Source organism: Mesoterricola sp. MK458 (assembly GCF_055384935.1).
On sequence record NZ_AP045075.1, the window covers coordinates 2,464,853 to 2,483,735 of the forward strand.

Here is an 18,883-nt window from a genome sequence, read left to right on the forward strand (position 1 = left end):
TACAAGCATTGTAGCAATGGAACCTGGCGGTCTTGTGATTAGTGTCGCAGCATTCCCGCTTGTTTCAGGGGCCTGTTGTTCTATTCTGAATGAACGGAGTTGAGATCATGTCTCATGTACAAGCCAGAACCCTCAGCGACCTCCAGCCAGGCGCCGAGGCCGTGGTAACCGAAATCCTGGCCACGGGTAAGATCCGCCACCGGCTCCTGGAGATGGGATTCATCCGCGGCGCCCGCATCAAGGTGGAGAAGCTCGCCCCCATGGGTGACCCCATGGAACTTGTAATCAAGGGTTATCACCTTTCTCTGAGGCGGGAAGAGGGTCAGTGCATCCTCGTGTCCGAGGAGACCTAGATGACCACCCTGGCGCTTGCGGGTAACCCCAACTGCGGGAAAACCACCATCTTCAATGCCCTTACCGGGTCGCGCCACCACGTCGGCAACTGGCCCGGGGTCACGGTGGAGCGCCGCAGCGGAACCTTCGAGACGCCCCAGGGAACCGTGGAGGTCGTGGACCTGCCCGGCACGTACTCCCTTTCCGCGCGCAGCGAGGACGAGCGCATCGCCGCCGTGTTCGTGGCCGACCCCAGCGTGGACGTCATCGTCAACGTGGTGGACGCCTCCAACCTGGAACGCAACTTCTACCTCACCACCCAGCTCCTTGAGCTGGGACGGCCCATGGTCTTCGTGCTGAACATGATGGATGACGCCGAGGAGAAGGGCCTGAAGATCGACGTGCCCGCCCTGGAGAGGCTCCTGGGGGGCCCGGTGGTGCCCACCGTGGGCAACCGCGAGGAGGGCATCCTGGCCCTCAAGGAAGCCGTCCTCAAGGTGGCCGGCGCGTCCGCGGCCAAGCTGGCCTCGGTGAACTACGGCCCGGACATGGAGGGCGAGATCCAGAAAATCGTCCAGGAGATCCTGCGCGACGAGGAGCTCGCCCAGGTCCAGCCGCCCCGCAGGCTCGCCCTGCAGCTGCTGGAGAGCGTGCCCCACGCCCTGGAGCTGGTCGAACGCAGCCACGCCCGCAAGGCCGTCGGCGCGCAGGTGAAGGCCAGCCTCGCGTTCCTGGAGTCGCACCTGGGGTCCGACGGGTCCACGCTGCTGGCCGAGGGCCGCTACGGCTTCGTGCACGGGCTCGTGGAGGAGGTGGTCCAGCGCACCGGGCGCAAGCACGCGGACATCACCGGCCGCCTGGATACCCTGCTCACCCACCGGTACCTGGGCATCCCCATCTTCATCGCCATCATGATCGGGGTCTACACCGTCACCTTCGTGGTGGGGAAGTACCCCCAGGACTGGATCGCCGCGGCCTTCGGGTGGCTCCACGGCTACGCCTCGGCCCACCTTCCCGCCGGGGAGCTCGCCAGCCTCCTCGTGGACGGCATCATCCCCGGCGTGGGCGCGGTCATCGTGTTCGTGCCGGTGATCATGCTCCTCATGGGCTGCATCGCCTTCCTGGAGGACACGGGGTACATGGCCCGGGCGGCGTTCATCATGGACCGCCTCATGCACCTCATGGGCCTCCACGGCAAGAGCTTCATCCCCCTCATCATGGGCACCGGCTGCAACGTGCCCGCGGTGCAGGCCACGCGCACCATCGAGGCCCGGGAGGACCGGTTCATCACCATCCTGGTGGCGCCGCTCATCTCCTGTTCGGCCCGCCTGCAGATCTACATCGTCATCGCCGGCACCTTCTTCAGGCCCGTGCAGGCCGCCTTCGCCATCCTCGCCATGCACTTCCTGGGCTTCTTCCTGGCCATGGCCATGGGCAAGCTCCTGCGCCTGTCGATTTTCCGCGGCGAGAACGCGCCCTTCGTCATGGAGCTGCCCCCCTACCGCCTCCCGGTGCTCAAGAGCACCGTGATCCACATGTGGGAGAAGGGGAGCGTCTTCCTGAACCGCGCCGGCACGGTGATCCTGGCGGGCTCCACCCTGGTGTGGTTCCTTTCCCACTACCCGGGGATCGCCAACGCCTCGTGGACCGCCGAGCTCCACAGCCAGCACGCCGCGGTGCGCGCCCTCAACCTCCCCGAGGCCGACCGGGAGATCCGGCTCGCCGCCCTGGACCGGGCCCACGAGAGCCGGGTGGTGAACTCCAGCCTCGCGGCCCGGTTCGGCAAGGTCCTGCAGCCCACCCTGGCCCCCATCCTCGATCCCTACCACACCCGCCCCGAAGCCTGGAAGGACACCGTGGCCCTGACCGCGGGATTCGTGGCCAAGGAGATCGTCGTGAGCACCATGGCCGTCATCCACCAGGCCCAGGGCGGGGAGGGCGACGAGGCCCGCGCCCTCCAGGAGGCCCTCAAGCAGCGTTCCGGCCTGACGCCCCTCACGGCCCTGGCCTTCATGGTCTTCACGCTCATCTACACCCCCTGCCTGGGCACGGTGGGCATGATCATGAAGGAGACCCGGAGCGTGCTGTGGGCCGGCTTCACCATCGTCTACGGTTCCGGACTGGCCTGGTTCATGGCCTGGCTGACGGTCGTGGGCGGCCACCTTTTGGGCTACGTGTGAGGATGCCATGACGCTTCAGCACTGGATCATGCTTGCCCTGACGACCCTCGCCGGCGCCTACCTGGCCCGGGGCCTGTTCAAGTCCGCCTGCGGCTCCGGATGCGGTTCCTGCAAGTCCAAGGAGTGCCCCGCGAAGAAGCTGGAGGCCATCCGCGCCCGGCTGGAGGATTCGCACTCGCAGGTGTGACTTACAGCTGCTGGCTGCTGCTCCCGTCCGGCAATTCACCTGCTTCCACCAGGTTGGCGATGAAGCGCTGCAGTTCGTCCGCGCCCAGGATGCCCCTGCGCTGCAGGAGCCGGATGAGGCCCAGCAGCAGGGCCCGGGACGGGATGCGGTCGATGGGTTGGATCTGCTCGCCCACGGCGGAGCGGGCGTGGATGATCTGGGCCGGGGGCTCCGCGGGACTCCCGGGTTCCGGTTCCACGAAGAACTCGAAGGGTCCCGCAGGCGTCGTCTCCGCCTTGAAGGGCAGGCCGTCGAAGAAGGGGTCCCGGGGGAAGGCGGCGGGGGGCAGCTTGAGGGTGGGCACCGAGGACGGCAGCTCGAAGTTCACCGGGAGGCTTTCCTCCACCGGTGTGCGGCCCACGTCGATGGTCACGCCCAGGGTTCCGGATTCCAGCTTGCGGTACTGGTCGGCGATGGCCAGGCGCAGGGCGGAGTGGGAGGCCACCATGGGCTCGATGGTGAGCCCGGAGGCGAAGCGCGCGCTGTCCACGGCGTTCAGGTCGGAAGGGTCCGCCATGGCCAGCACCAGGGACTTGGGCTCCTTGAAGGCCACGGGGAGCATCATCATCTGCTCCGCCAGCCGGCGGGGGATCCGTTCCAGCACCGCCGGGACGACCTCCAGATGCTTGACGTCCAGGCGCGGGACACCGGTCTGCTGGGCCAGGAAATCCATGAGGGAGTCGTCGCTGATGATGCCCATGGCCACCAGGTTGCTGCCCATGCGCCCACCCGCGGCCTTCTGGTAGCGGAGGGCCTCCTGCTGCTGCGCCGGCGTGATCAGGCCGGCGTCCACCAGCATTTCTCCCAATTTCTTGGTCTCCGGGTGCATTTGGGGTGGGCCTTTCCAGGTTACTATCCCAGAAGTTTAATCACACTATGCCTCCGTTGCCCAGAAAGTTGTGAACATGGAAAAACAAGCGGAACTTCTCATGCGGGCCGCACTTCATGACATGGCCAACGTGCTTGCGGGCATCCAGGGGGTTCTGGAACTCACCGATCCCGGCCGGCCCCTGGGCACCCGCGACAAGGACCGCCTGGACGCCGTGGTGGAGGAAGGCATGGCCACCCTCGAGCGTGCCCGCCATCTGGCCATGGGCACGCTCCCGGAGGCCGCCCTCCAGGAGGGATCCGACTGGCGCGCCCAGCTTCTGGACGAGCTCAAGCCCATGGGTGTCCTTTTCAGATGCGCGTTCGCGGTGACCTTCGAGCCCCGGGGCGGGGCCGACCAGTGGCCCGGCACCCGGCTCCGCTCGTACCTGCGGGCCGTGGCGCGCCAGGCGCTGCCCTACGTGCGCGACCACCTCCTCACGATCCGCTGCGCCGCGGAGCCCACCCGATGGTGCATCCGCATGGAGCCCGTGAACCTCCTGCCCGAGGGGCTCGCCGCGCAGGATCCAGAGCGGCCGGGCGACATCGGCGCCCGGTGGGCCTGGGCCCTGGCGGCTCCCCTGGGGGTCACCCTGACCTGCGATGATGGAGGCCTGTGGATACAGGTCCCCCGCCCTTGAAGAAACCGCCCCGCCCCGGAAAGCCCCCCCTCGACCCGTTGAAGGTGCGCCTCGACGCGCTCCATGACCGGTACCTGGGCGAGGCGTCCCTGGCCCTGGATCCCCTGGCGATCCCCCGCACCTTCGACGCCGCGGCGGACCAGGAGCTGGCGGCCTTCGTCGCCGCGCACCTGGCCTACGGCAGGGTCGCGCCCATGCTCACGGCCATCGCGGCGGCCCTGGCGCCCCTGGGGGCCCATCCGGCGGCCGCGGCCGCGGAACCCGGCGCCCTGGACCACCTGCGGTCCGCCCTGAAGGGCTGGACCTGGCGCTTCCACACCGGCGAGGACATGGCCCAGTGGATCCACGCCTGGGCGCGGCTGTCCCGGGAATGCGGAGGGCGGGGCCTGGAGCCCCACCTGGTCCCGCGGGAGGGCGCCGGCGCCGACCAGCGGCTTTCCGCCCTGGTCCTGCGGCTGCGCAAGGAACTGCCGGAAACCGCGGGACTGAGATTCAATCTGCCTGATCCGCTCCAGGGCGCGGCCTGCAAGCGCTGGCGAATGTTCCTGCGCTGGATGGTCCGGGACGAGTGGCCCGACCTGGGCCTTTGGCGCGACTACCCGAAAGCGGACCTGGTGATGCCCCTGGATACGCACGTGGCGAGGATCTCGGGGTTCATCGGCATCGGCCGCCGCCGCACCCCCGACGGCAAGCTGGCCCGGGAGATCACCGAGGCGCTGCGTGCCCTGTGCCCGGAGGACCCCCTCCGCTACGACTTCCCCATGGCCCACCTGGGGATCCTCGGGGACTGCCCCGGCGTGCGGCGCCTGCCGGGATGCGCCGCGTGCCCCCTGGTGGACCTATGCAGAGCGGGCCGGTGATCTTGCTCAAAAGTGGGCCGATCCCATGCGGATCGGGCCTGCGTTCGGTTTAGACTAGGGAGAATCGAATTAACGATAGGAGTATCTTGTGTTGATCCTCGTCCTGAATGCCGGCTCATCCTCGCTGAAGTTCAACCTAGTCGACATGGAGGAGGAGAGGACGCTGGCGGATGGCATCGCCGAGCGCATCGGGATCTCCGAGGGCTTCATCCGCTGGACCATCCAGGGCGAGAAGGGCCGTCTCGAGCTCGACATGGCGAACCACAAGAAGGCCCTGGCCGCGATCATGGACCAGCTCAGGCACACCGTGCTGGGCGAGGACCAGGAGGTCTACGCCGTGGGCCACCGCGTGGCCCACGGGGGTCCCAATTTCGGCGACTCCGAGGTGATCACCCCGGCGGTGCTGAAGGAGATCGAGGAACTGGCCTTCTACGCGCCCCTGCACAACCCCGCCTCGGCCTCGGGCATCCGCACCGCCCAGGAGCTCTTCCCCGGCGTGCCCCAGGTGGCGGTCTTCGACACGTCCTTCCACCACAGCATGCCCGAATACGCCTACACCTACGGCCTGCCCTACGAGCTCTGCCAGCGCCTGGGCCTGCGCCGCTACGGCTTCCACGGCACCAGCCACCGCTACGTGGCCGAACGCACCGCCAACCTCCTGGGCAAGCCCCTGGAAGCCACCAAGATCATCACCTGCCACCTGGGCAACGGCTCGAGCATCACCGCCGTGCACAACGGCCGCAGCGTGGACACCTCCATGGGCCTCACGCCCCTGGAAGGCGTGGTCATGGGCACCCGCAGCGGCAACCTGGACCCGGGCGTGCTCACCACCCTCATGGAGCAGGAGAAGCTCGACGGCCCTGCCCTCTCCGCCCTGCTCAACAAGAAGTCCGGCCTGCTGGGCATCTCCGGCGTCTCCTCCGACTGCCGCGAGGTGGAGGAGGCCATGGAGAAGAACAAGCGCGCCAAGCTGGCCCACGAGGTGCTGTGCTACGGCGTCCTGAAGTACGTGGGCGGGTACGCCGCGGCCATGAACGGCGTGGACGCCATCTGCTTCACCGCCGGCATCGGCGAGAACTCCCCCGGCCTGCGCAGCTGGATCTGCCAGCGCCTGGGCTTCCTGGGCGTGTCCCTGGACGAGGAGATCAACGCCACCCGCAGCAAGGCGGACCGCTTCATCTCCCGGCCCGACTCCAAGGTGGCCGTGGTGGTGGTGCCCACGAATGAGGAACTCATGATCGCCCGGGAAGCCAAGCGGCTGACTTCCTCGCACTGAAAACCCATCTCGGTCGACGCGAACGCTCGGGCTAATCCCATTGCGTCGGTAGAGTTATGTAAAAAACAATGACGCAGAGGCCGCCGAGTCGCCGAGGACGCGGAGAGAGCGCCGACCCATCCTCGCACGGGCCCTGGCCCGCTGACGCGGGCCGCAGCACTGGCGCGCTGCCCCTTTCGATGCGTGGGCCTGTCCGCATGCAAGCATTCGGACAGGCCCACGCATCGAAAGGGTGATCGGGCCCGTGCTAGCCTTCGAGTCCCCCCCCCGACTCAAGTCCAGGGACCGGAACCAGGACAACAGCCTTGACGGCACCCGGGATCGGATTCAGAGGTTCGGGTTCACCGCCCACCGTTGGATGAACCGGTTTCGAGGCGTCCTGAATCGCACGTGAGTGCCAGAGGCACGAACCTGAAAGGCAGCATGGGCCCGTCCGCCCTTTCGAGGCGGGGGCCTGTCCGCATGCTTGCATGCGGACAGGCTTCCGCCTCGAAAGGGCAGCGCGCCAGCGCTGCGGCCCGCGTCAGCGGGCCAGGGCCCGTGCGTGGATGGGTCGGCGCTCCCTCCGCGTCCTCGGCGACTCGGCGACCTCAGCGTCATTGTTTTTTGGTTCCTCGCTGAATCGAGTGGGTAGCGACCGGTTATAACCGGGCGGTTTGCCAGGCTGGGGTCAGATCGAACTTCAGCTTGCCGGCGATGAGGTAGGCCATCGTCACCAGGTTGCGGATGGTCCGGTAGCCCCGGGCTTTGGACTTGGCGGCCTGGAGCAGCGAGTTGATGCCTTCCAGCAGCCCATTGGCCAGGCCGCTCTTGAACCAGCGCAGAACCCCAGCCATGTGGTCCTTGAGCGTGTCGGCGGCTTTGACCATGGGTTGGATGCCGGACTCCCGGACCATCGTGATCCACTCTTTCAGGAACATCCCAGCCGCTTGTGGATTCGCCTGCTCATAGAAGTCCTGGAGGGTGAGTTTCATTCGGTAGGCCTCAGCCGTCAGCAGGTTCGCGCCCCGCAGCTCCTGGAGCCTCCCAGCCTGGGTCGCCCTGAGGTTCGAGGGGTTCTTCAGCCAGATGTAGCGGGTCTTCTTGAGCTCGGGCCGATCCTTGGCCTCTCCGCGCCGCACGTCGTCCACGGCCCTGTTGATCATCTGCATGACATGGAAGCGGTCGAAGGTCAGGTGCGCCTTCGGGAAATGCGCTCTCAGCCCCTTGATGAACGAGGGAGACATGTCCAGGCAGGCCTCCTCGATCCTCTCTGGGTCACCCATGTGGGCCACGAGGTCGGCCTTGAAGGCCTGCACGGTCTCATGGCTTCGCCCGGCCACACCGAACAGGACCTTCTTCTCCTCCATGTCCATGACCAGGGTGATGTAGTTGTGCCCGCGCTTGGCGGCGGTCTCGTCAATGCCGATCCGGGTGACGGTGGACATGTCCACCTTTGCCCGGGCCTCATCCACGTGGTGATGTACCAACCGCCAGAGCTTGGTATCGTGCTCGCCGACCAGCTTGGCGACTGTGGCTACCGGCATGGCCTGGACCAAGGTCATGATCAAGGCTTCGAACAGGAGGGTGAAACCTGATCCGGGTCGAGCCCAGGGGACCTGGACTTGCTTGACCCCGTCCACATCGCACTTGCAGCGAGGCACCCGGGCCGTCAGGTAAGCGGCGTGCTGAAAGAAGTCCAGGTGCCGCCAGGTCTTCTCCTCGGTGTCGTGGACCTTGGCGGGCTGGCCGCAGACCGGGCATGGAAAGTCAGCCCCACGGGTGAAATCGATCGTGATGTCCAACCGCTTGGCCTCCTCGTCGAACTGGAGATTCTTGACCTCCCAAGGGGCCTGGAGGCCGAGTGCCATGGTGAACAGGGTGTTGGTGTCCATGGCCCCATTGTCCATGGAACAGGCGCGCCGACCCACCCTCTGTGGCCGGTGCTCGGGAATGGAAAGCCCGGCGGATTCCGCTCCGCGGAACGGCCTATGGCCGCCCTTCGGGTCCGCGTCCTTCCCACACCCTCGGGCTCCGCCTGGAAAACGCTGACGCGTTTCCCACACCGCCCACAGCGACGGTCAGCAGCAGCATGGTTTTGAGCCACTTCTTTCCTGGGATCCGAGTCCTGGTTTCACCGTTCCAGGAAACCTTGCGGAACTGGGCCACAGCACGGAACAGGTCGGCGGTTTATGCGCTGGTTACCCACACGAAACAGCGACGGGCCTGTTTTTTACCTAACTCTGCCAACACGAATGGGTTGGAACGTACGATCAACCGTCCATGCATTCCAACGAAAAATGCCGCCCGCTCGCTATGCAGCGGCCATTCCCCGGCGACAGACCTGCGTTGGCCGACTCCCGCCCCGTGGCCGCCGAATGACCGGTTATCCGCCCCCTAAACGTGGCGAAACTTGAGCCGTAGTCATTTCAGTTCCAAGCTCATGGACATGCGGGAGAGTTATGAAAAAGCGCTGGTGGATCCTAGGCGTGGCGGGTGTCGTGCTGGTGGGCGGCCTGCTTGTGGCGGCCAAGAGCACCCATAAGCCCAAGGGGAACCAGGAAACCCCCTTCCGCCTGGGCAAGGTGCAGGCCGAGGACCTCCAGGTCAGCGTCCGGGAGGTGGGGGTGGTGGATCCCTTCGTGAAGGTCGACATCAAGTCGACGGTCTCGGGCCGGGTCCTCTCCTACAAGGTGCGCGAGGGCGACATGGTCACCGCCGGCGAGGTGCTCGCCGAGGTGGAGCCCGACGTGAACCAGGCCCAGACCCTCTCCGACGTGCAGGGCAGCGTGTCCTCGGCCAAGGTGGCCTTCATGAACGCGGACAAGGACTTCAAGCAGCAGGAGGCCCTCTTCAAGGAGGGGCTCGTGTCGGAGCAGGCCTTCCGGGCCTCCCGCACCGCCCGGGACATGGCCCAGGAGACGCTCAAGTCCGCCCAGACGCGGTACCAGATCGTCGAGGACCGGGGCATCCCCATCGCCGGCAACGCCTCCACCCAGATCGCCAAGGTCATCAGCCCCATGAGCGGCATGATCATCAAGAAGGGCGTGGAGCTGGGCGACACCATCATGAGCGGCGTGAACAGCTTCAACGCCGGCACGGTGGTCTACACCGTGGCCGACCTGAAGTCCCTGATCATCAAGGTCAACGTCAACGAGGTGGACGTGGCCAAGGTGATGGTGGGCCAGCCGGTGCGCATCACCCTGGACGCCTTCCCCCAGCGGACCTTCAACGGCCGGGTGCGCTTCGTGTCCCCCGCCGCCGAGCTGGTGGACAAGATCAAGGTCTTCAAGGTGGAGGTCAAGCTGGACGAGCTGAGCGAAGCCTACCGCACCGGCATGAGCGCCAACGTCGAGATCCTGGGCGAGAAGCGGGACAAGGCCGTGAGCGTGCCCCTGGAGGCCCTGCAGCGCCGCGACGGCGGCACCGTGGTGTTCCGCCTGAAGAAGGACCTGGACCCCCAGAAGATGGCCGCGGCCAAGGAAGGGCTTTCCGGCCGGTCCAAGTTCGTGTGGCTCTCGGACCACTGGCGGGACTACTTCGACGTGGTCCCCGTGAAGGCCGGCATCGCCACCCTGGAGCGTGTGGAGATCCTCTCGGGCCTGAACAAGGACGAGCAGGTGTGCCTCGAGGACCCCACCCGCAAGAAGGTGGAAAAGGACGAAGACAACTTCTAGCTGGAGCCATCATGCCGCTCGTCATCGAAACGCGGGAGATCAAGAAGGTCTTCGGCGCCAACGGCACCGCCGTCCACGCCCTGCGCGGAATCGACCTGCAGGTGGAAGCCGGGGAGTTCATCGCCCTCATCGGCCCCAGCGGCTCCGGGAAGTCCACCCTCATGGCCATCCTGGGCTGCCTGGACCGGCCCACCGCCGGCACCTACGAACTGGACGGCCACCCCGTCCAGGGCCTCTCCGGAGGCGACCTGGCCCGCATCCGCAACACCAAGATCGGCTTCGTGTTCCAGGCCTACAACCTCCTGCCCAAGGCCTCGGTGGTGCGCAACGTGGAACTGCCCATGCTCTACGCGGGCGTGGGGCGCAAGGAGCGCCGGGCCCGGGCCCTGGAGCTGCTGGACCGGGTGGGCATCGCCGACAAGGCCATGAAGCTACCCGGCGAGCTCTCCGGGGGCCAGAAGCAGCGGGTGTCCATCGCCAGGTCCCTGGCCAACCGCCCCACCATCCTCCTGGCCGACGAGCCCACCGGGGCCCTGGACTCCCACACCGGCGCCGAGATCCTGGCCCTGTTCAAGGAGCTCAACCGCCAGGGCAACACCGTCATCCTCGTCACCCACGACCTGGGCATCGCCGCCATGGCCCAGCGCAAGGTGGAGATCCGCGACGGCCTCATCGCCACGGGCGAACAGGAATGAGCGGCTCGGGCGCCTTCCGCGAACGGCTCCTGGAATCCTATGCGGAGATCCGGGAGAACCTGGGCCGTTCCATCCTCCAGGCCCTGGGCGTGATCCTGGGCGTGGCCTCGGTGCTGGGGGGATTTTCCATCTCCGACAGCCAGCGGGCCCAGAGCGACCGGCTCTTCGTGAAGCTGGGGGGCCTGGACAAGCTCAACGTCCAGCCCAACGCCATCGTCAAGGACGGCCAGGCCACGGCGCTGCAGACCGCCAACCGCGGCCTGCGCCACGACGACGCCGAGCAGGGCGCGGAACTGGACACCAAGGCCGTGGCCGGCGTGAGCGTGCGCAGGAACGCCAGGGCCCGCACCAAGTCCCCCTACGCCGACCAGGACCGCCAGATCACCGGCATCGGCGCCGACTTCATCCCCATGGAGGGCTACGCCGTGGCCACGGGGCGCTCCTTCAGCGCCACCGACCTGGACCAGGGCGAAGCCGTGGCCATCCTGGGCGCGGAAGCCGCCCAGACCTTCTTCCCCGCCGGCGACGCCATCGGGCAGGTCATGACCATCGGCAACATCCCCGTCACCGTGGTGGGGCTCTTCGAGGAACGCGTCTTCCGGTTCCGGGAGGGCCAGGGCAACATCTTCCAGTGGCGCAACCGCATCATCGCCCTGCCCTCGTCCTTCGTGCAGAAGCGCATGCAGGGCGACCAGTACCGCCGCACGGACCGCGTCACCTTCCGCCTGCCCGAGGTCAACGCCATCCAGGGCTTCGCCAAGGGCCTCAGCGCCTTCCTCAAGGCCAGCCACCGCCAGCAGGAGGACTTCCGCCTGGACGACGTGGCCGCGCGCATGGCCAAGCGCCGCAGCCAGGGCGACGTCTACAACATCATCTTCCTGCTCTCGGGCGTCCTGGCCCTGCTGGGCGGGGGCATCGTGAACGTGAACATCCAGATGGCCTCCCTCAAGGAGCGGGTGCGCGAGGTGGGCGTGAAGATGGCCATCGGCGCCTCGGGCCGGGAAGTCTTCAAGGGCTTCATGACCGAGGCCCTGCTCCTCACGCTGCTGGGCGCCTTCCTGGGCCTCACGGCGGGCGTTCTCTTCTCCTGGAGCATCTGCCTGAGCCTGGGCGTGCCGCTCTACATGCGGGCCTCCAGCTTCGTGTGGGCCTTCCTGCTGGCGGCCGTCTTCGGCTTCGCCTTCGCCCTGTATCCCGCGTGGAAGGCCAGCCGCCTCTCCCCCATGGAGGCCCTTCGCTATGAGTGAAACGTCGACTCCCGTGGCCGCGCGGGGCATCGGGCACCAGGCCGCCCTGGCCTGGGAAGTGGTGGTCAGCGGCCTGACCGAGCTGTGGGCCCACAAGATGCGGAGCATCCTCACGCTCACCCTCCTCATGCTGGGCGTCTTCGCCCTGGTGGTGATGACGTCGGTCCTGGACGGCATCCTGGACAAGATCGGCACGGGCTTTTCCGGCATGAGCTGGGACGGCACCCTCGTCATGGCCCCCAAGACCGCCGAGACCTCCGAGGAGCAGAAGCGCTTCGCCATGAGCCCGGGCCTGCGCATGGAGGACGTTCCCCGCCTCACCGCGCCCTACGACAAGGTCATGGCCTTCATGCCCCGGGCGGTGAAACAGACCAGTGTGCGTGTGGCCAGCGGCAACGAGCGGATCATGGTCGCCGGCAACGTGCCGGACTACATCCCCGTCATGAACCGCAGGATCGCCTCCGGACGCGGCCTCACCGTGGACGACCAGAAGCGCCGCTCCACGGTGGCCGTGCTGGGCGCTAGCCTGGCCTCCAAGTTCCTGGGCGGCGCGGACCCGGTGGGCAAGGACATCATGGTCGACGGCATCCCCTTCCGGGTGGTGGGCGTCCTGGCCCCCCTCATGATCTTCAACGAGGACTCCTGGGTGGACGCCAACGGCATGCTCATCCCCCTGGAAGCCTACATGGACCGCCTGGACCCCACGCACAAGCTGAGCCAGCTGGGCGTCAAGCTCAAGGCCAAGCGGGACGCCAAGGACGTAACCGCCCTGGTGCTGGGCCGGGCCAAGCAGGCCCACCACGGCATCGAGGACGTGGAGATCCTGGACCTGGACGCCGAGGCCGCACGCAGCTGGCAGAACTTCATGCAGCAGATGCGGGGCTGGACCATCGTCCTCATGAGCCTGGCGGGCACGGTGCTCCTGGTGGGCGGCGTGGGGGTGCTCTCGGTGATGCTCATCTCCTTCTCGGACCGCCGCTACGAGATCGGCCTGCGCAAGGCCCTGGGGGCCTCGGACCAGGAGATCTTCGTGCAGTTCCTGCTGGAGGCGGCCGTGCTGGCGGCGCTTGGCGCCCTTACGGGCACCCTGGCGGGCGGCGCCCTCTGCCAGGCCCTCTCGAGCAATTTCCCCTACGGCCTGGTGGTGAATATGTATGGCCTCCTCATGGCCTGGGGCGTGGCGCTGGCCCTGTCCCTGGTGTTCGGCATGTATCCCGCCTTCAGGGCCATGCGCCTCAGCCCCATGGAAGCCATGCGCTGATCATGGGAGCCGGGAAGCGGCCCGCGCCGCGACCTTGACTCGATACCGGTTTGACCTACCTTGGCCTCGGTTTACCAGCGAGGGCACGAACGCGGGCACCTTCCCGGTTCAGCGGTTCTCCAGGGACCGGCACGTCCACCCCACGGTACGGGGGCGGCCAGGGTGTGTCTCAACGGATCAGGCCGCCCCCGAGGAGGCGAAATGAGCACGATGCAAGCCACCCACAACGGCGTCTCCGTGGAGGATCTCACGGGCCTCATGAACAAGGTCAAGGCCACGCCCTCCCTGGGCAAGCTGACGTTCCGTTCCCGGTCCAAGTGGATCAACGGGGCCCATTCCCAGAGCACCTTCGACTCGCACTACGCCCTGGGCAAGGAGCACAAGCGCAGCACCCCGGCCTTCCTGGAGGGCGACGAGCCCGCGACCCTGCTGGGCACGGACCTGGCGCCCAACGCCGGGGAGGCGGCGCTCCACGCCCTGACGAGCTGCCTGAACGTCACCTACGCCTACAACGCCACGGCCATGGGCATCGACATCCACAGCCTGAGCTTCGACGTGGAGACCGACACCGACCTGCGCGGGTTCATGGAGCTGGACAAGAAGATCCGGCCGGGGCTCTCGCAGATCCGCATCAAGGTGAACCTCACCTGCAACGGCACCCCGCAGCAGGTGAAGGAGCTCCACGAGGCCGTGGTCAGGACCTCGCCCCTGTACGACACGTTCAAGAACCCCGTGGACATCAAGATGAAATACTGACCTCCGGCCCCTCCGGGGGGCGCGGTTGGGATCATACTGGTCCCCGCCCAGTCCATCGCCCCCCGGAGGCCCGTCATGTCCACCCCCATCCGCATCGCGTCCATTCCCGGCGACGGGATCGGCAAGGAAGTCATGGTCGAAGGCATCTGCGTCCTGGACGCGGCCGCGACGCGGTTCGGCTTCCGCATGGACTGGACGCATTTCGACTGGTCCTGCGAATACTACGCCCGGCACGGCGCCATGATGCCCGCCGACGGCATCGACCAGTTGCGGCCCTTCGATTCGGTGTTCCTGGGCGCCGTGGGCTTTCCGGGGGTGCCCGACCACGTCTCCCTGTGGGGTCTGCTCATCCCCATCCGCCGCGAATTCGACCAGTACGCCAACATCCGCCCGGTGTACCTCATGCCGGGCGTGAAGTCGCCCCTGGCCGGGCGCGAGCCCGGGAGCATCGACATGATGATCGTCCGGGAGAACACCGAGGGCGAGTACGGCACCCAGGGCCGCTTCGAGCACAAGGGCACCGAGGACGAGCGGGTCGTGGGCGAGGCCACGTTCACGCGCAAGGGCGTGGACCGGATCCTGAAGTACGCCTTCGAGCAGGCCATGGTCCGTGGAAAGCACGTCACGTCGGCCACCAAGTCCAACGGCCTGGCCATCACCATGCCCTACTGGGACGAGCGCTTCGCCCTCATGGCCAGGAACTACCCCGAGGTGCGGGTCGACCAGTACCACATCGACATCCTCACAGCCCAGTTCGTGCGGAACCCCGACTGGTTCGACGTGGTGGTGGGCTCCAACCTCTTCGGAGACATCCTTTCCGACCTGGCCCCGGCGTGCGCGGGCACCATCGCCATCGCCCCCTCGGCCAACCTCAACCCCGAGCGCGTGCACCCCTCCATGTTCGAACCCGTGCACGGCTCGGCCCCCGACATCGCCGGCAAGGGCATCGCCAACCCTGTGGGCCAGATCTGGGCCGGGTCCATGATGCTGGACCACCTGGGCCAGCCCGGGGCGGCCGCAGCGATCATGCGGGCCATCGAGAAGGTGCTGGCCGAAGGCCCCCGCACCCCCGACCTGGGCGGCCGGGCCACCACCTCGGACATGGGCAAGGCCATCGCGGACGCCCTTTGAAATTTCGTCACGACCGTTAAAGAGTCTTGGCCGCCGTGGGATACCGGGGTAGGCTTGAGGACTGGGCCTGGTCTAGGTCCTTTGGGAGTCGTGTCGACACATGAGCAAGCAGCGCGGCCTTGGAAGCCTGGCGGACCTCGCCAAGATCCTGGAAGAAGCCTCCGATCCTGAATCCGATCATCGGGAGGACAAGAGGGAGTTGAAACCCAAACCCACGGCCACGCGGAAGGGGGGCGGCATCAAGCAGGTGCGGGCCCTGGATCCCAAGCGCAAGCTCTGGTACGAGAAGCGGCTCCGGGAGCAGGCCGAGGCCGCCACGAACAATGCCGCCGAAAGCCCCAAGGGTCCCGACCGGGTGCACACCCCGGGGATCACCAAGGCCGCCGCCACGCGGGTGGGGGGCAGCCTCCTGGAGAGCCTGGCCAACGCCGCCAAGGACGCCAAGGCCAAGAACGAGGGCGGCAAGAACCGCGCCGAGGCCTGGCGCCGCAAGCCGGGCGATCCGATCTTCTAGTGGCCAAGCCCACGATCTCGCCGGACATCCTCGCCGCCATCCGCAAGGCCAAGGAGGCCCCAGTCGCCGCGCCCAGGCCGGAGGCCAAGCCCAAGAGCTCCCTCACGGAGCGGGAGAGCATCCGCCCCGCGCGCACGTCCATCGCCCACCGGAACGGCGGCAACAAGGGGAAGTAATCTAGCGGGCCAGGATGTCCCGGTAGGTGGTTTCCACCTCGCGGGCCTGGTCCGGTCGACCGGTCAGGCGCAGCGTCTCGACCAGGGGCGTCACCAGGGCCGGGCCCAGGGCTTCCCATTGGTCGCGCTCCCAGCCTTGGAGGGCCCTGCCCTTCCTTCGGGCGCGGGCCTCCCATGCCGTGCCCAGCCACCGGGCCAGCTCCGGGTAGTTCCGGTCCCGGCGCAACTCCTCGGTGACGGCCCGGAGAACCTCCAGGGGGAGCCGGCCGATCCACCGCTCCCGGTCCGTCCACAGGGTCAGGGTCCCGGCCAGGGCCACCACCGATGGGCGGGCGGGGTGGAAGCGCGCCCAGGCCACCCAGGCCTTCCAGATGGCGGGCTGGTTCGGCCAGCTGCGCAGGAGGACCTCCAGGCGGGGGAGGACCTGCTGGGCGGACCACTGCCATAGGGTGGGGTCGGGCTTCCAAGGAGCGTCCGGTCCGAAGTCCAGGACGTAGTTCAAGAAGCCATATTCCGCCGGCGGGTAACACGCCCGGGCGTCCTCCGCCAGGATCCGCTCCAGCCGGGGTTCGGGCATGCGCGCCTTGAGCAGGGCCAGGCGGGCCCGGTGGGCGCCCAGGTGGTCCGGGTGGCGCTCCAGGATCCGTTCCAGGCGCTGCAGGTCCGAGGGGCGCTCCCGTTCCAGGATCCCGGCCACCAGGGCCGGGGCCGGGCACCGGGTGCCCGAGGCCGCGGACGCCTCGCCCAGGAGGAGGACCCAGCGGGGTTCCGGGCCCCAGCCGTGGCGGGCCCGGAGGGCGGCGGCCTCCGCGGGGGCCAGGGAGGTCCATGCAAGCTCGGAAGGAGACCAGGGGAGGAGGGCCTCGGAGGCGCGCAGGGCCTCCCAGTCCTGCCGCCAGTCGGGGGTCCCCAGCAGAGTCAGGCGCGGGGTCGGCGGCAGGGGGGGCATGGGAGGGGCCGTGCGGACAGGTTCCTTCATGGCCTCCTTGAAGAGGGGCTGGTTCACCACCTTGGGTCCCGCGAAGACGGCGAGATTCGACTCCACCATGTGATCGCCCCCCCAGTACCGCGCCTCGGCCAACTCATCCCGGGCTTCCCGGGTCCGGCCCAGCTCCATGAGGGGGCGGACCTTGAGGGCGGCCACCAGGGCCCGGGCCACGCAGCGGGACTCCCACGCCGCCTTCGACGCCGTGGCGCCGTCGCGGACCAGGGCCGGGTTCCCCAGGAAGGCCAGCATGCCCTCCCAGTCCCCAAGCGCTTCCCGGGTTTGGAGGCAGGCCAGCAGGAAGGCCGGGGACGGCAGTTCCTGGTCCGGAAGCGCCACCCGCTCCGGAAGCTCCCGCAAGGGCCGCCCCGCCGCGGCCAGGAAATGGGTCATCCGGGCCTCCAGGGAAGGCCCCCCGTCTCCCCGGGCGAGGACCTGCTCCAGGTCGGCCCCGAGGCGGAGGCAGACGTCGCGAACGCGGGGAGATAGCCGGGCCCCCTCCATCGCCAGGGCGATGGAGGTATCGAACTCATTCCGCCACCAGCCCTCCACGGACCAGGCGCCTTCCAGGGCCGCCGCCAGGTCGCCGAAGACCTCGTCCGCCAGGCGCTCCCGGGCCTCGGGATCGGGGTCCGTGAACGTCATCGTCCGCATCCCAAAGGGTCCCGGAGCCGGGCTCCAGGCCGCCTTGCCCTGGGCGGCCAGGGCGTTCAGGTGCGCCATGGCGAGCCGGCTGCACCGGAACACCTCCTCGGCCCAGGCCTCGCCGTTCTCCGGGTGCTCCTTGCGGAAGGCCTGGCGCGCCTCCCAGGCGGGCACGAGGCCCTTGTCGCGCAGCACGGATAGGACCCGCGCGCCGTAAAGGGCCCCGGTGCCGGCGTCCAGCTCCCGGCCGTCGCCCTCCACCAGGATCCACCCTGCCCCGTTTCCCCATCCATGGGCCTTCCAGAGCCGGGCCGCCGTCTGGGGGCCCAGGACGACGCGTAGCGCCTGGTTCTCGATGCGCAGCCGCAGGGCGTCCGCGTCCCACTGGGCGGAGAAGGCGCCGGCGTCCTCCCGCCGGGTGAGGACGGCATAGGTTCCGGGGTGCAGGCCTCTCAAGGCGCCTTCGAGGGTGTCCTGGGAGTGGGCGGGGCTAGGCAGCAGGAAGCTGACAAGGGCCATCGCGGCGTAACGGCTGGTGGGAGGCATATCCAAGTCTAATCCATGTGGACCTTGCTTCCTCGACCGGAGAGGTACCTCGCCGGGTTTCTACCGCCTCAGGGGAACCCCCGCAAGTTCCAGCCGTTCCTTGAACGCACCCTCGCTCAAAAGCGCCGCGGGATAGGCGATTCCGTCCGCCCCGTGGGCCAGGGCCTCCGCGGCCAGGGCGGGGTCGGAGCAGCTGAAGAGGATGGGTGTCGGCAGGTGGGCGGCCTGGGCGCAGAGTTCGGCCAGGTGGCGGTCGCCGGCCCAGAGAAGGATCTCCCCTGCCCCGCCCAGGTCGCGCAAGTCCTCCAGGGCCGCGTCCAGGGCGTCCAGGTCCCGGGCGGGGACCACCACGCGGTCGGCACCGTCGTCCAGGGCCTCCTGGATTTCGGCAGGATCCTGGAAGGGGGCTTCGAGCGCGAAGGGGAGGAAGAGGAGACGGGCCACGTCCAGCAACCACGCCTGGCGAAGGCGCCTTCCCCGGCCCCGTTCCACGAACAGGAGGCCGTCGGCCCCCTCCAGTTCCAGGCGGCGGGCCCATTCGGCGGGGGCTCCCAGGCCGGCCAGGATCTTTTCCAGGAAGGCAGGGCTGAAGGAGCCGGACTTCTCGGGATGGGCCTGGCCAACGCCGCCAAGGATGCCAAGGCCAAGAACGAGGGCGGCACGAACCGCGCCGAGGCCTGGCGCCGCAAGCCGGGCGATCCGATCTTCTAGTGGCCAAGCCCACGATCTCGCCGGACATCCTCGCCGCCATCCGCAAGGCCAAGGAGGCCCCCGCCGCCGCGCCCAGGCCGGAGGCCAAGCCCAAGAGCTCCCTCACGGAGCGGGAGAGCATCCGCCCCGCGCGCACGTCCATCGCCCACCGGAACGGCGGCAACAAGGGGAAGTAAT

19 protein-coding genes are annotated in these 18,883 nt (G+C 68.1%); 15 read left to right on the forward strand and 4 right to left on the reverse strand.

The window, feature by feature from the left end:
* The first annotated feature begins 107 nt into the window (after positions 1–107).
* The 3 genes from ACZ5LB_RS10715 to ACZ5LB_RS10725 are packed head-to-tail and all read left to right on the forward strand — an operon-like array spanning position 108 to position 2,700.
* Positions 108–353 carry a FeoA family protein gene (locus ACZ5LB_RS10715; protein WP_464602208.1) on the forward strand — a complete coding sequence of 82 codons (246 nt, stop codon included), beginning with the start codon at positions 108–110 and terminating at the stop codon, positions 351–353.
* Positions 354–2,513, forward strand: a complete 2,160-nt coding sequence (feoB, locus tag ACZ5LB_RS10720) for a ferrous iron transport protein B (protein WP_464602209.1) — start codon at positions 354–356, stop codon at positions 2,511–2,513.
* Positions 2,514–2,520: 7 nt separating this feature from the next.
* The gene (locus ACZ5LB_RS10725) at positions 2,521–2,700 is read left to right on the forward strand and encodes a hypothetical protein (protein ID WP_464602210.1); all 180 of its coding nucleotides are present in this window, start codon (positions 2,521–2,523) and stop codon (positions 2,698–2,700) included.
* A 1-nt stretch (position 2,701) separates the two neighbouring features.
* On the opposite strand, the gene ACZ5LB_RS10730 is transcribed toward ACZ5LB_RS10725, so the two are convergent.
* Entirely contained in the window at positions 2,702–3,568 is an 867-nt protein-coding gene (locus ACZ5LB_RS10730) for a GspE/PulE/PilB domain-containing protein (RefSeq protein WP_464602211.1), read from the reverse strand.
* 76 nt (positions 3,569–3,644) lie between these two features.
* On the opposite strand from ACZ5LB_RS10730, the gene ACZ5LB_RS10735 reads away from it, so the two are divergent.
* The 3 genes from ACZ5LB_RS10735 (at position 3,645) to ACZ5LB_RS10745 (ending at position 6,383) form a co-directional block, all read left to right on the forward strand.
* Complete coding sequence (locus ACZ5LB_RS10735; RefSeq protein WP_464602212.1) at positions 3,645–4,247, forward strand: hypothetical protein; 603 nt, start codon at positions 3,645–3,647, stop codon at positions 4,245–4,247.
* Entirely contained in the window at positions 4,244–5,107 is an 864-nt protein-coding gene (locus ACZ5LB_RS10740; RefSeq protein WP_464602213.1) for a TIGR02757 family protein, read from the forward strand. Before ACZ5LB_RS10735 ends, ACZ5LB_RS10740 begins: the two co-directional genes overlap by 4 nt.
* 88 nt (positions 5,108–5,195) lie before the next feature.
* Positions 5,196–6,383 carry an acetate/propionate family kinase gene (locus ACZ5LB_RS10745; RefSeq protein WP_464602214.1) on the forward strand — a complete coding sequence of 396 codons (1,188 nt, stop codon included), beginning with the start codon at positions 5,196–5,198 and terminating at the stop codon, positions 6,381–6,383.
* Positions 6,384–7,024: 641 nt separating this feature from the next.
* Here the strand turns inward: ACZ5LB_RS10745 and ACZ5LB_RS10750 are convergent.
* Positions 7,025–8,272: an ISL3 family transposase gene (locus tag ACZ5LB_RS10750; protein ID WP_464602215.1), complete on the reverse strand. Its 1,248-nt coding sequence runs from the start codon at positions 8,270–8,272 to the stop codon at positions 7,025–7,027.
* 552 nt (positions 8,273–8,824) lie between these two features.
* Between ACZ5LB_RS10750 and ACZ5LB_RS10755 the strand changes: the two genes are divergently transcribed.
* The 8 genes from ACZ5LB_RS10755 (at position 8,825) to ACZ5LB_RS10790 (ending at position 15,819) form a co-directional block, all read left to right on the forward strand.
* Entirely contained in the window at positions 8,825–10,039 is a 1,215-nt protein-coding gene (locus tag ACZ5LB_RS10755; protein ID WP_464602216.1) for an efflux RND transporter periplasmic adaptor subunit, read from the forward strand.
* Positions 10,040–10,050: 11 nt separating this feature from the next.
* Positions 10,051–10,734 carry an ABC transporter ATP-binding protein gene (locus ACZ5LB_RS10760; RefSeq protein WP_464602217.1) on the forward strand — a complete coding sequence of 228 codons (684 nt, stop codon included), beginning with the start codon at positions 10,051–10,053 and terminating at the stop codon, positions 10,732–10,734.
* A complete protein-coding gene (locus tag ACZ5LB_RS10765) occupies positions 10,731–11,981 on the forward strand; it encodes an ABC transporter permease (protein WP_464602218.1) in 1,251 nt (416 codons plus the stop codon). Before ACZ5LB_RS10760 ends, ACZ5LB_RS10765 begins: the two co-directional genes overlap by 4 nt.
* Positions 11,974–13,242, forward strand: coding sequence for an ABC transporter permease (locus ACZ5LB_RS10770; protein ID WP_464602219.1), 1,269 nt, complete (start codon positions 11,974–11,976; stop codon positions 13,240–13,242). Before ACZ5LB_RS10765 ends, ACZ5LB_RS10770 begins: the two co-directional genes overlap by 8 nt.
* A gap of 201 nt (positions 13,243–13,443) precedes the next feature.
* Positions 13,444–13,998 (forward strand): OsmC family protein, encoded by a 555-nt coding sequence (locus ACZ5LB_RS10775; protein ID WP_464602220.1) that lies wholly within the window; start codon positions 13,444–13,446, stop codon positions 13,996–13,998.
* Positions 13,999–14,073: 75 nt separating this feature from the next.
* Complete coding sequence (locus tag ACZ5LB_RS10780; RefSeq protein WP_464602221.1) at positions 14,074–15,129, forward strand: tartrate dehydrogenase; 1,056 nt, start codon at positions 14,074–14,076, stop codon at positions 15,127–15,129.
* Positions 15,130–15,229: 100 nt separating this feature from the next.
* Positions 15,230–15,643, forward strand: a complete 414-nt coding sequence (locus ACZ5LB_RS10785) for a hypothetical protein (protein WP_464602222.1) — start codon at positions 15,230–15,232, stop codon at positions 15,641–15,643.
* On the forward strand, positions 15,643–15,819 hold the full coding sequence (locus tag ACZ5LB_RS10790; protein ID WP_464602223.1) for a hypothetical protein: 177 nt from the start codon (positions 15,643–15,645) through the stop codon (positions 15,817–15,819). Before ACZ5LB_RS10785 ends, ACZ5LB_RS10790 begins: the two co-directional genes overlap by 1 nt.
* Before the next feature lies 1 nt (position 15,820).
* On the opposite strand, the gene ACZ5LB_RS10795 is transcribed toward ACZ5LB_RS10790, so the two are convergent.
* Complete coding sequence (locus ACZ5LB_RS10795; protein WP_464602224.1) at positions 15,821–17,995, reverse strand: hypothetical protein; 2,175 nt, start codon at positions 17,993–17,995, stop codon at positions 15,821–15,823.
* Positions 17,996–18,055: 60 nt separating this feature from the next.
* Complete coding sequence (locus tag ACZ5LB_RS10800) at positions 18,056–18,439, reverse strand: hypothetical protein (RefSeq protein WP_464602225.1); 384 nt, start codon at positions 18,437–18,439, stop codon at positions 18,056–18,058.
* A gap of 266 nt (positions 18,440–18,705) precedes the next feature.
* Here ACZ5LB_RS10800 and ACZ5LB_RS10805 point away from each other — a divergent pair, with 266 nt between their 5' ends.
* Positions 18,706–18,882 carry a hypothetical protein gene (locus tag ACZ5LB_RS10805; protein WP_464602226.1) on the forward strand — a complete coding sequence of 59 codons (177 nt, stop codon included), beginning with the start codon at positions 18,706–18,708 and terminating at the stop codon, positions 18,880–18,882.
* Position 18,883: the final 1 nt, after the last annotated feature.

Coding starts and splice junctions, on each gene's coding strand:
- ACZ5LB_RS10750 (WP_464602215.1), bottom strand. CDS start 8,272: ATGGACAATGGGGCCATGGACACCAACACCCTGTTCACCATGGCACTC.
- ACZ5LB_RS10765 (WP_464602218.1), top strand. CDS start 10,731: ATGAGCGGCTCGGGCGCCTTCCGCGAACGGCTCCTGGAATCCTATGCG.
- ACZ5LB_RS10735 (WP_464602212.1), top strand. CDS start 3,645: ATGGAAAAACAAGCGGAACTTCTCATGCGGGCCGCACTTCATGACATG.
- ACZ5LB_RS10730 (WP_464602211.1), bottom strand. CDS start 3,568: ATGCACCCGGAGACCAAGAAATTGGGAGAAATGCTGGTGGACGCCGGC.
- ACZ5LB_RS10795 (WP_464602224.1), bottom strand. CDS start 17,995: ATGCCTCCCACCAGCCGTTACGCCGCGATGGCCCTTGTCAGCTTCCTG.
- ACZ5LB_RS10775 (WP_464602220.1), top strand. CDS start 13,444: ATGAGCACGATGCAAGCCACCCACAACGGCGTCTCCGTGGAGGATCTC.
- ACZ5LB_RS10725 (WP_464602210.1), top strand. CDS start 2,521: ATGACGCTTCAGCACTGGATCATGCTTGCCCTGACGACCCTCGCCGGC.
- ACZ5LB_RS10780 (WP_464602221.1), top strand. CDS start 14,074: ATGTCCACCCCCATCCGCATCGCGTCCATTCCCGGCGACGGGATCGGC.
- ACZ5LB_RS10760 (WP_464602217.1), top strand. CDS start 10,051: ATGCCGCTCGTCATCGAAACGCGGGAGATCAAGAAGGTCTTCGGCGCC.
- ACZ5LB_RS10770 (WP_464602219.1), top strand. CDS start 11,974: ATGAGTGAAACGTCGACTCCCGTGGCCGCGCGGGGCATCGGGCACCAG.
- ACZ5LB_RS10755 (WP_464602216.1), top strand. CDS start 8,825: ATGAAAAAGCGCTGGTGGATCCTAGGCGTGGCGGGTGTCGTGCTGGTG.
- ACZ5LB_RS10715 (WP_464602208.1), top strand. CDS start 108: ATGTCTCATGTACAAGCCAGAACCCTCAGCGACCTCCAGCCAGGCGCC.
- feoB (WP_464602209.1), top strand. CDS start 354: ATGACCACCCTGGCGCTTGCGGGTAACCCCAACTGCGGGAAAACCACC.
- ACZ5LB_RS10785 (WP_464602222.1), top strand. CDS start 15,230: ATGAGCAAGCAGCGCGGCCTTGGAAGCCTGGCGGACCTCGCCAAGATC.